The organism is Flaviflexus equikiangi, from assembly GCF_014069875.1.
Taxonomy (GTDB): domain Bacteria; phylum Actinomycetota; class Actinomycetes; order Actinomycetales; family Actinomycetaceae; genus Flaviflexus; species Flaviflexus equikiangi.
The window spans coordinates 1,119,663-1,130,034 of record NZ_CP059676.1; the positions used below are offsets into that span (position 1 = coordinate 1,119,663).

Sequence of the window (10,372 nt, forward strand, 5' to 3'; positions counted from 1 at the left end):
ACAATGCGTACTTCTGAAATTCGGACTCGCTGGCTGGATTACTTCCGTAAGCACGACCACCATATTGCCGAGTCGGTGCCGCTCGTGTCCCCGGATCCCTCGATCCTGTTCACCATCGCCGGCATGGTTCCCTTTATTCCTTACATCGTGGGAACGGAAGAGGCTCCCTGGCCGCGCGTGGCCTCCGTTCAGAAGTGCATCCGCACCAACGACATCGAGAACGTGGGCCGGACAACCCGCCATGGCACGTTCTTCCAGATGAACGGCAACTTCTCGTTCGGCGACTACTTCAAGGAAGGCGCCATCGATCTCGCGTGGGGCCTGCTGACCAGCTCGGTCGATGAGGGCGGCTACGGCCTGGACGGCGATCGCCTGTGGGTGACGATCTGGGAGAACGACCAGGAAACCTACGATGTGTGGACGAAGAAGATCGGCCTCGATCCCAAGCACATCGTTCAGCTGACTCGCGAAGAGATCTTCTGGTCCACCGGCCAGCCCGGCCCAGCGGGCCCCTGCGCCGAGATCCATTACGATCGCGGCCCCGAGTTCGGCCCCGATGCTGTGGGCGGCACGATCGATCCGGGCGGTGACCGTTACCTCGAGATCTGGAACCTCGTGTTCGACCAGTACATGAGGGGTGAGGGCAAGGGCTCCGACTATCCGCTCCTCGGCGAGCTCGACAAGAAGTCGATCGACACGGGCGCCGGCCTCGAACGCATCGCCTACCTGCTCCAGGGCAAGCAGAACATGTACGAGATCGATGAAGTCTTCCCTGTCATCCAGCAGACGGAGGTGCTGACCGGCAAGGTCTATGGCTCGAACGTCGAGGATGACGTCAAGATGAGGATCATCGCCGATCACGTGCGCTCCTCCCTCATGCTCATCGGCGATGGCGTGCGCCCCGGCAACGATGGTCGCGGCTACGTGCTGCGCCGCCTCATCCGCCGTGCCGTGCGCTCCGTGCGCCTGCTCGGAGTCGACGAGGTCGCACTGCCGGCGCTGCTGCCTGTGTCGAAGGACGTCATGGCAGCCTCCTACCCGGAGCTTGCCACCGACTTCGACCGGATCTCCCAGATCGCCTACGAGGAGGAGGAAGCGTTCCGCCGCACCCTCCAGTCCGGTACCGCGATCTTCGAGGGCGCTGTCACGAAGCTCAAGGCTTCCGGCAGCAAGCCCATCCTGGCAGGCTCCGATGCTTTCACGCTCCACGACACGTACGGGTTCCCGATCGACCTGACTTTGGAGATGGCGGAGGAGGCCGGCGTCGAGGTCGACGCCGACGGCTTCACCTCCCTCATGCAGGAGCAGAAGGATCGTGCGCGCGCTGACGCTCTCGCAAAGAAGACCGGGCACGTCGATGTCCAGGTCTACAACGAGCTGCTCGGACGCGCAGGCAAGACCGAGTTCCTCGGATACACGGACACGGTGACGGATGGTCGTGTCATCGGCATTCTCGTCAACGGACAATCAAGCCCGGCAGCTGAAGCTCCCGCCGATGTGGAGATCATCCTCGACCAGACTCCGTTCTGGGCTGAGCAGGGCGGACAGCTCGCCGACCGCGGCACGATCTCCGTGTCCGGCGGAGGCATCATCGATGTCCATGACGTCCAGTCCCCGGTCAAGGGACTCATCGTGCACCGCGGAACACTGACGGAGGGCTCGATCGCCCTCGAGGACACCGTCCATGCCGAGATCGATGTCGATCGTCGCGGCCAGATCGCACGTGCACACACGGCCACACACATGGTCCACAAGGCGCTCCACGAGCACCTGGGCGAGCAGGCGACCCAGGCGGGTTCGGAGAACTCTCCGTCCCGCATGAGGTTCGACTTCCGCCACGGCCAGCAGATCCCCGCCGACACCCTGGCGGCCATCGAATCACGGGTCAACCAGAGGCTCCAAGAGAACCTTGTGGTATCTGATGAGCAGATGAACATTGAGGATGCGAAGAGGGCAGGGGCCACAGCCCTCTTCGGTGAGAAGTATGGCGATACTGTCCGCGTCGTCTCCATCGGCGGCGATTGGTCGAAGGAGCTGTGTGCCGGCACCCACGTGCCGGAGACAGGCACCATCGGTCTCGTCTCCGTCCTCGGCGAAGCCTCCATCGGCTCCGGCGTCCGCCGGATCGATGCGCTTGTCGGTGCCGGTGCCTATGCCGAGGGCGCCAAGGAACGGGCGATCCTGTCACAGGTCTCCGCCCAGCTCGGTGCCCGCACGACAGAGCTCCCGGATCGCATCAGTGCCCTCATGAACCGGCTCAAGGCCGCGGAGAAGGAACTGGCCGCCATGCGCACAGCACAGCTCATGGCCGGTGCTGAGCAGATCGTCTCCTCGGCCACGCGCCACGGCGACATCCTGTTCGCGACGAAGGATCTGGGCGATGGGGCGAGCGGGGATGACCTCCGGACGCTCGCACTCGACGTGCGGTCGAAGATCTCCGAGTCCGATCCTGCCGTCGTCGCGATCTTCGGGCAGTCCAAGGGACGCCCCACGGTCGTCATCGCCACGAATGCTGCCGCACGCGACAAGGGAGCCAAAGCAGGCGCTCTCGTCAAGGTTGCCTCCGGCATCCTCGGCGGCGGCGGTGGCGGCAAGGACGATGTCGCCCAGGGCGGGGGACAGGACGCCTCGAAGATCGCTGACGCGGCCGCTGCGGTAGCGAGCGCGCTCTGAGCATGAGACGCGGTGTGCGCCTGGCCTTCGATGTGGGCCGGGCGCGCATCGGCGTCGCCTCCTGCGATGAGGAGTCGATCCTCTGCACACCGGTTGAAACCCTGTACCGCGATAAGCGTGGGGATGGTCACATCGATGACGTGGACGATCTCATCGATGAGTATCGCCCGATGGAGATCATCGTCGGTCTGCCAAAGAATATGGACGGCACCGAGGGCTATTCGGCGAAAGATGCGCGGAAATTCGCGAGACAAGTAGCGTTACGTCATCGTGACATTACGGTACGTTTGGTTGATGAGAGGCTGACAACGGTCAGCGCCCACAGAACGTTGCATGAGGCCGGACGGTCGATGCGCAGCCATCGCGCAGTCGTCGACCAGGTCTCCGCCGTCCTGATTCTCGAGCTGGCCCTGGAGATCGAAGAGAAGACCGGGGAGCCCGCTGGCGAACAGGTGAGCAGAAAGGGTTCCTAGATGGGGGACATATTCGACGCTTTCAGCGATGCGCCGACACCGAGCCAGGTGAAGGAGAAGCGCCGGCGTCGCCGCGTGCGAACAGCTGCTGTCTTCGCCGTGATCTTCGCGGTCCTGGCCGGCGTCACCGTCACTGTGCTCCCCAACATTCGTGCGTGGATGAGCGACAGTCCGATCTCCGACATCTTCAGCGAAGGGGTCGAGGACTATGCGGACGGTGAGGAGGGCGATCCTGTCCAGGTGACGATCCCCGAGGGCTCGACGGGGGCGGACATGGCCACGATTCTCACGAACGCCGAGGTCGTCAAGTCTCGAGAAGCCTTTATCAACGCCTTCAATGCGGATCAGGGTGCTGGCAGCATCCAGCCCGGCACGTATGAGCTTCCCACCCGGATCTCGGGCGCCCGCGCCGTCGCCCTGCTCAAGGATCATGGCGGTCAGAGGATCGACATCAACATCACGATCCCGGAGGGCTTCACCCGTACCCAGGTCCATGAGCGGGTCGCGAACCTCATGGATCTCCCGATCGAGGACGTCGTCGCCGCGTCCGAGAACGTCGAAGCGATCGGACTTCCGGCCGAAGCCGGCGGCAAGGTCGAGGGCTGGTACAAGCCCGGAACCTACATGGTCAGCCCCGACACTCCCGCCCATGACGTCCTGGGAACCTTTATCTCCGCTCGCGTCACCGAACTCGACGGCCTCGATGTTCCGAGCGAGAACCGCCAGGAGCTCCTCATCAAGGCCTCGATCCTTGAACGCGAAGTCAATCAGAGCCAGTACTATGCGCAGGTGGCTCGCGTGATCGAGAACAGGCTCGTCGATACGGCCTCCGTCAACGGGCGGCTGCAGATGGACTCGACCGTGCTGTACGGAGTCGGTAAGTCCGGAGGCATCCCCACCCGCGCCGAGCTCGACAACGACAACCCGTACAACACGTACCTTTATGCCGGGCTTCCGCCCACACCGATCGGCTCCCCCGGCAGCGAGGCGATCCAGGCCATGCTCAACCCGGCCGACGGCGACTGGCTCTACTTCGTCACGGTCGACCTGTACACGGGGGAGACCCTCTTCGCGGCCACACTCGAGGAGCACAACGCGAACAAGCTGCTGCTCGATCAGTGGCTGGCCGAGAACCCCGATTACGGCTCGAGCACGGAGGGAGACGAGTGAAGGCTGGAGTAGCCGGATATCCGATCGACCATTCCCTCTCGCCCGCCCTCCATCGCGCCGCCTACGCCTCGCTCGATGTCGACATCGACTACGGCCGCTGCCCCACGAAGGCGGAAGACATCGGCTCTCTTGTGGGGCTGATGGACGAAACATGGGTGGGACTGTCGCTGACGATGCCGCTCAAGCAGGTCGTCATCGAGCATCTCGACTTCGTCGACGGTCTCGCGAAGACCGTGGGAGCAGTGAACACGCTCTGCTATCAGGCGACGAACGATCTCACGGTCGGCTTCAACACGGACGTGTACGGCATCGCCCAGGCTGTGCGCGAGGTCGGGGCGATCGAGACACCATCGGCGATGATCCTCGGGGCCAGGGCCACCGCGTCCTCGGCGCTGGCCTCCTGCGTCGAGCTCGGCATCAAGGACCACATCACTCTGGCTGCCCGCAATCACGGCGGACCGGGTTCGGCCGTGGCCGCAGCATCGCGCATGGGTCTCAGCCCGAGGCTCGTCAAGCTCAGCGATGACATCGTGCCTGCCCTTGCCGGCACGGGGCTGCTCGTGTCGACTCTCCCGGCCGGGGTGGCCGATGATCTGGCCGCCCGCATCGACCACGAAGCGCCCGACCTGTCGGGTCTCGCGCTCCTCGATGTCATCTACCATCCGTGGCCGTCCGCCCTCGTCCGCGCCGCGGAGAATCGCGGCGCCAGGATCGTGCCCGGATGGGCGATGCTCCTCCATCAGGCAGTCTCACAGGTGCGTCTGTTCACGAATCGGACTCCCGATGTGGGGGCGATGAGGGAGGCCCTGCTCGCGGAGCTGGGCAGGCGATGACACGGGGAGTGCCGGTGTGGCAGCTCGCCGCGGCCGGCCTTATCGGCGCACTGCTCGGCCTCGCCGCCACCCGGGACGCTCACTTCCCTGCCACCCCGATCGTGGCCTGCGTGCTGTTCGCCGTTCTCGGCGTGCTCGCGATCATCGACGCCCGCACCTCCTACCTGCCCGATCCCTGGATGATCGTCGCCGCCACGGTGGTCGCCCTCCATCCCATCATCATCGGTGCCACGTCGGAGCTGGCAGTCGGAGTGTTCTTCTTCCTCCTCGCGGCCGTGGGAGCCAGTATCGGCTTCTGCCTCTTCGCGATCACCCGCATGGTGACACGCGGGCAGCTCGGCTTCGGCGACGTCAAGCTGGCCGCCGTTCTCGGCGGATGGCTCCTTCCGTTCGGATGGCAGGCATTGGGCGTGGCCGCCGTACTCACAGCGATCATCGGTGCCCTGTGGATGATGGTGGCGCTTTCTCGCGGCCGCCGCGCCGCCCCCTACGGCCCGGCGATGATCGCGGGCGCGATACTGGCAACCGGTCTCATCTGAAACTCTGGCAAGATAGACCCATGCTGTGGATGACTGCTGGAGAATCACATGGGCCCGCCCTCGTCGGGGTTGTCGAAGGACTGCCCGCGGGGATCGAAGTACAAAGCTCGGACATTAGCGCCGCTCTTGCGCGGCGTCGCCTGGGAGCCGGCCGAGGCTCGAGACAGAAGTTTGAGAAGGACGAGCTGGAGATCCTGTCCGGGATCCGCCACGGGCTGACGATCGGTTCCCCGATCGCCCTCGTGATCCGCAACTCCGAATGGCCGAAGTGGACGAAGGTCATGAGCCCCGACCCGGTCGATCCCTCCGACCTCCTCATCGATGCTGGGACGGGCGATGAGCGGGAGATCTCCCGCAACAAGAAGCTCACCCGCCCCCGCCCCGGGCACGCGGACCTGGTCGGCATGATGAAATACGGCTTCGACGATGCTCGGCCGGTGCTCGAGCGAGCATCCGCACGCGAAACAGCAACCCGCGTTGCCCTCGGTGAGATCGCGTCCCGCTTCCTCGACCAGGCCGCAGGCATACAGCTCGTCTCCCACGTTGTCGGCATCGGCTCCGTCGAGGTGCCCGAGGATGCTGAGAAGCCGTGGCCGGGCGATACGGCACGCCTCGATGAGGATCCGGCACGCTGCTTCGACCCCGAGACGTCGGAGGCGATGCAGGAGGAGATCCGCCGCGCCACGAAGGACGGCGACACTCTCGGCGGCGTCGTCGAGGTTCTCGCCTACGGCATGCCTCCCGGTCTCGGCTCCTACATCTCCGGGCAGGCGCGCCTCGATGCTCGTCTCGCCCAGGCCCTCATGTCCATCCAGGCGGTCAAGGGCGTCGAAGTCGGAGACGGCTTCACGACGGCGACACGCAGGGGTTCCGAAGCCCATGACGAGATCACGCTCCGCGATGGTCGGATCGTCCGCAGGACCAACCGTGCCGGCGGCACGGAGGGCGGCATGTCCAACGGTGAAGTGCTGCGTGTGCGTGCAGCGATCAAGCCGATCTCGACCGTGCCCCGCGCCCTGTCCACGATCGATGTCGTGACGGGTGAGGAATCGACCGCGATCCACCAGCGCTCCGACACGTCCGCCGTTGTCCCGGCCGCCGTGATCGCCGAAGCCATGGTCGCCCTCACGCTTGCCGAGGCGCTGCTCGAGAAGACCGGCGGCGATTCTGTTGCCGAGGTGCGCCGCAACCTTGTCGGCTACCTGTCGTCCCGCCCGGGCACTCTCTCATGACCCGCCCCTACGCTGTGTTCGTCGGCCTTCCCGGGTCCGGCAAGTCGACCATGGCACACCAGGTCGCTGAGCTTCTCGGCCTCCGCGCGGCGGACAGTGACGATCTCATCGTCGATGCGGCAGGGCGGAGCATTCCCGAGATCTTTGAGGAGCGCGGTGAAGCGGGCTTCCGTGCCCTCGAAGAGCGCACGATCGTCGATGCGCTGGGGTCCTTCTCCGGAGTTCTCGCTCTCGGCGGGGGCGCAGTGACCACCCCTGGCGTGCGGAAGGCGCTGCGCGGGCACCGTGTCGTCCTCATCACCGGGGATCAGCAGGTGCTCCTCGAACGGGTCACCCGTCATCCCTCCCGACGCCCGCTGCTCTCCGATGATCCGGAACGAACCCTGGCTCTTCTGCGTGCCGAACGCGAACCGCTCTACGAACAGGTTGCCGCCATGACCGTGAAGACGGACAATCGGCCCCCGTCGCGGCTGGCGCGAGAGCTCAGCGAACGGCTCCAGGCGGACTGCGTCTCGATCGATGTGGGCGAATACGCAGTCCACGTGGGGCACAACCTCATGGGCCGTGTCGCCCAGGCGGCCGCAACAGCCTCCTCCGCACTGATCGTGCACCCGCCGGCCCTGACCGGGCGGGCCGAGGAGATCCAGGCCGATATGATCAGCCGCGGCATCCCCACCAAACGCCACGAGGTGCCGGCGGGGGAGCAGCAGAAGCATTCGGGCGAGCTCGTGCGCGCCTGGGACAGGCTGGGTGCGATGCAGATGGGCCGCGATGGTGTCATCGTCGGCCTGGGCGGGGGAGCGACAACCGACCTGGCGGGCTTTATCGCCGCCACGTGGCTGCGCGGTGTCGACCTCATCCAGGTCCCCACCTCTCTTCTCGGCATGGTCGATGCTGCGGTGGGCGGCAAGACGGGGATCGACACTCCCGCGGGGAAGAACCTTGTCGGTGCCTTCCACAAGCCCGTCGCCGTGATCGCCGATCTCGACTCCCTGCGGTCGCTTCCTGCCGAGGAGCTGACCGCGGGCCTCGGGGAGGTCATCAAATGTGGGTGGATCGCAGATCGGACCATCCTCGACCTCGACCCGGCCGCCCTCCGACATCCGGGCAGCAGCCAGCTCAGCGATGCGATCGTCCGCTCGATCTCCGTCAAGGCTCGGATCGTCACGGAAGACTTCCGCGAGGCAGGCAGCCGTGAGTTCCTCAACTACGGCCACACCCTTGCCCACGCTATCGAGAAGGTCGAGAACTTCGGGATACGGCACGGGGAGGCCGTCGCCATCGGTTCCGTGTTCGCGGCGGCCCTTGCCCGTGAGGCGGGATATCCGGATCTCGTGGAGGAGCACCGCGAATCCTTCCGCCGTGTCGGCCTGCCCGTCACGTACCGTGCGGGAATGCGAGACGAACTCCGCCGCGCCATGCTCTCGGACAAGAAGGTCCGCTCCGGCAGGCTCCGGTTCGTTCTGCTCGACGGCCAGGGCAATCCCATCATCGTCGAACCGACCGACGAACAGATCGACCGCTCCTGGGAGGAGATAGGCGCATGATCATCCTTGTTGGCCCACCCGGCAACGGCGTTGACGAGATCGTCCGCGTCCTCGACGGACGCGGACTCACCATCACCCAGTCAACCGACCTTGTCGAGGAGCGCGAAGGCATGTCACTTGCCGATATCGCCATCACCCGCGGGCCGGCCCACTATGCGCAGGCGGAGCAGGATGCTGCACTCGCAGCACTCTCCGCCCCGTGCGATGTGGTCGTCCTCGGATCGGGAGCCCTCGGCAATCGTGAGGGAGATGATCGGGGGAGGGCCGTCCGTGAGCGCGTCGCCGAGCTCGTGGCCGAGGGTGCCACGAAGGTGTTCCTCACGGCCGGTGCGAAGGAGCTGATGAACAGGAGCGGTCTCAACGTGCCGCGCTCTCTCGCGATCGGCTCGCCCCGATCCATGTATCTCACCCAGCTCAAAGACCGCACGCCCCTCTACGAGGAGCACGCCACGACTCTCGATACGTCCGCGGGGGACTGGGAGGCCCTGGCCGACCGTCTCGTCTGAGCCTTCCTCTCGATCGCCGAACGCTCCGCTCGAGGTCTTTGTCTGTTCTACTGTGCGGGCGAGCGGGCACTGCCGGGCGGGATGCGATGCGGGGGTCGCGGTATGCTGTCTCTCTCACATCGGCCAGGCGCACTTGGGCGGCGGTTGCCCGAACGGGTAATGTGTGGGTGTCTTAACTTAAGGAGTTTTTGTGGCTACATCGAACGATCTCAAGAACGGCATGGTGCTCGTCATCGACAACCAGTTGTGGTCTGTCATCGAGTTCCAGCACGTCAAGCCCGGCAAGGGCCCGGCGTTCGTCCGCACCAAGCTCAAGAACGTCCTCTCCGGCAAGATCATCGACCGCACGCTCAACGCGGGTGTCAAGGTCGAGACCGCGACGGTGGACCGCCGCGACATGCAGTTCCTGTACAACGACGGCACCGACTACGTCTTCATGGACCTCGAGACCTACGACCAGCTGAACATCAGCCCCGAGGTCGTGGGGGATGCGAAGAACTTCCTCCTCGAGAACCAGACCGCGATCGTCGCGACGCACGAGGGCACCGTTCTCTTCATCGAGCTGCCCACCTCCGTCGTCCTCGAGATCACATACACGGAGCCCGGCCTGCAGGGAGATCGCTCCTCGGCCGGCACGAAGCCCGCCACGCTCGAGACCGGCTACGAGATCCAGGTTCCCCTGTTCCTCAATGAGAACACCAAGGTCAAGGTCGATACCCGCACGGGCGACTACCTCGGTCGCGCTTCAGAATAGTGGCTCGCAAAGGTCTCACTCAGCGCAAGCGGGCCCTCGACGTCATCTTCGAGGCCGAGCAGAAGGACATCCTCGTCCCCGGCCTGCTCCGCGAGCTTCTCGCTGAACGCCAAGAAGTATCGACCCACCAGGTCCCCATCCAGAAGCTCGGGGTGGACCTCGTCGACCTCGTCGCCGATCACCTGTATGAGATCGACGGCATGATCGATGACTATTCGAAGTTCGGTCTGCGCAGGCTCTCCTCGATCGACCGCGCCGTGCTGCGGCTCGGCGTCGGCGAGATCTACTACGGCGGCACGAATGTGGCCGAGGCGATCCGCGACTATTCGGAGATCGTCCGCGAACTCGGCAACGACAAGTCGATCGGCTTCATCACAGCCGTCTTCCACCGCACGAAGGAAAGCCTGACGGGCGAGACGAAGGCTCACGACACGGTTCCCGTGGCACCGTCCGGAGTCTCGGCGGGATCGCCCGCTGAGTCGGCGGAATCGGCTTCGGCTGTCTCGGCCGAGTCTGCTGACTGACACAACGTCCGCGGCACGATCGCCGCGGCTGGGGTTCACGCCCTGATAACTGAATACCGGGTCCGGCCTATCCGGGTCGGATCTCCTTTAACTACCGTCCGGTGAGGCGGCAAGGAGGCCC

10 protein-coding genes are annotated in these 10,372 nt (G+C 65.2%); all 10 read left to right on the forward strand.

Going from position 1 to position 10,372, the window contains the following annotated elements; translation table 11 throughout:
• Window positions 1–3 precede the first annotated feature (3 nt).
• Window positions 4–2,673: an alanine--tRNA ligase gene (alaS, locus tag H2O75_RS05255; protein ID WP_182174606.1), complete on the forward strand. Its 2,670-nt coding sequence runs from the start codon at window positions 4–6 to the stop codon at window positions 2,671–2,673.
• 2 nt (window positions 2,674–2,675) lie between these two features.
• Complete coding sequence (gene ruvX, locus H2O75_RS05260) at window positions 2,676–3,146, forward strand: Holliday junction resolvase RuvX (RefSeq protein ID WP_182174609.1); 471 nt, start codon at window positions 2,676–2,678, stop codon at window positions 3,144–3,146.
• Window positions 3,147–4,316, forward strand: a complete 1,170-nt coding sequence (gene mltG, locus H2O75_RS05265) for an endolytic transglycosylase MltG (RefSeq protein ID WP_182174612.1) — start codon at window positions 3,147–3,149, stop codon at window positions 4,314–4,316. It begins immediately after the preceding gene.
• Window positions 4,313–5,149: a shikimate dehydrogenase family protein gene (locus H2O75_RS05270; protein ID WP_182174615.1), complete on the forward strand. Its 837-nt coding sequence runs from the start codon at window positions 4,313–4,315 to the stop codon at window positions 5,147–5,149. Before mltG ends, H2O75_RS05270 begins: the two co-directional genes overlap by 4 nt.
• 14 nt (window positions 5,150–5,163) lie before the next feature.
• The gene (locus tag H2O75_RS05275) at window positions 5,164–5,688 is read left to right on the forward strand and encodes a prepilin peptidase (RefSeq protein WP_220462797.1); all 525 of its coding nucleotides are present in this window, start codon (window positions 5,164–5,166) and stop codon (window positions 5,686–5,688) included.
• 29 nt (window positions 5,689–5,717) lie between these two features.
• A complete protein-coding gene (gene aroC / locus H2O75_RS05280; protein ID WP_220462831.1) occupies window positions 5,718–6,920 on the forward strand; it encodes a chorismate synthase in 1,203 nt (400 codons plus the stop codon).
• Window positions 6,917–8,467, forward strand: coding sequence for a 3-dehydroquinate synthase (aroB, locus tag H2O75_RS05285; protein WP_182174624.1), 1,551 nt, complete (start codon window positions 6,917–6,919; stop codon window positions 8,465–8,467). The genes aroC and aroB overlap by 4 nt, the downstream gene beginning before the upstream one ends.
• On the forward strand, window positions 8,464–8,973 hold the full coding sequence (locus H2O75_RS05290) for a shikimate kinase (RefSeq protein ID WP_182174627.1): 510 nt from the start codon (window positions 8,464–8,466) through the stop codon (window positions 8,971–8,973). The genes aroB and H2O75_RS05290 overlap by 4 nt, the downstream gene beginning before the upstream one ends.
• A gap of 190 nt (window positions 8,974–9,163) precedes the next feature.
• On the forward strand, window positions 9,164–9,727 hold the full coding sequence (gene efp, locus H2O75_RS05295) for an elongation factor P (RefSeq protein ID WP_182174630.1): 564 nt from the start codon (window positions 9,164–9,166) through the stop codon (window positions 9,725–9,727).
• Window positions 9,727–10,251, forward strand: a complete 525-nt coding sequence (locus H2O75_RS05300; protein ID WP_182174634.1) for a transcription antitermination factor NusB — start codon at window positions 9,727–9,729, stop codon at window positions 10,249–10,251. Before efp ends, H2O75_RS05300 begins: the two co-directional genes overlap by 1 nt.
• Window positions 10,252–10,372: the final 121 nt, after the last annotated feature.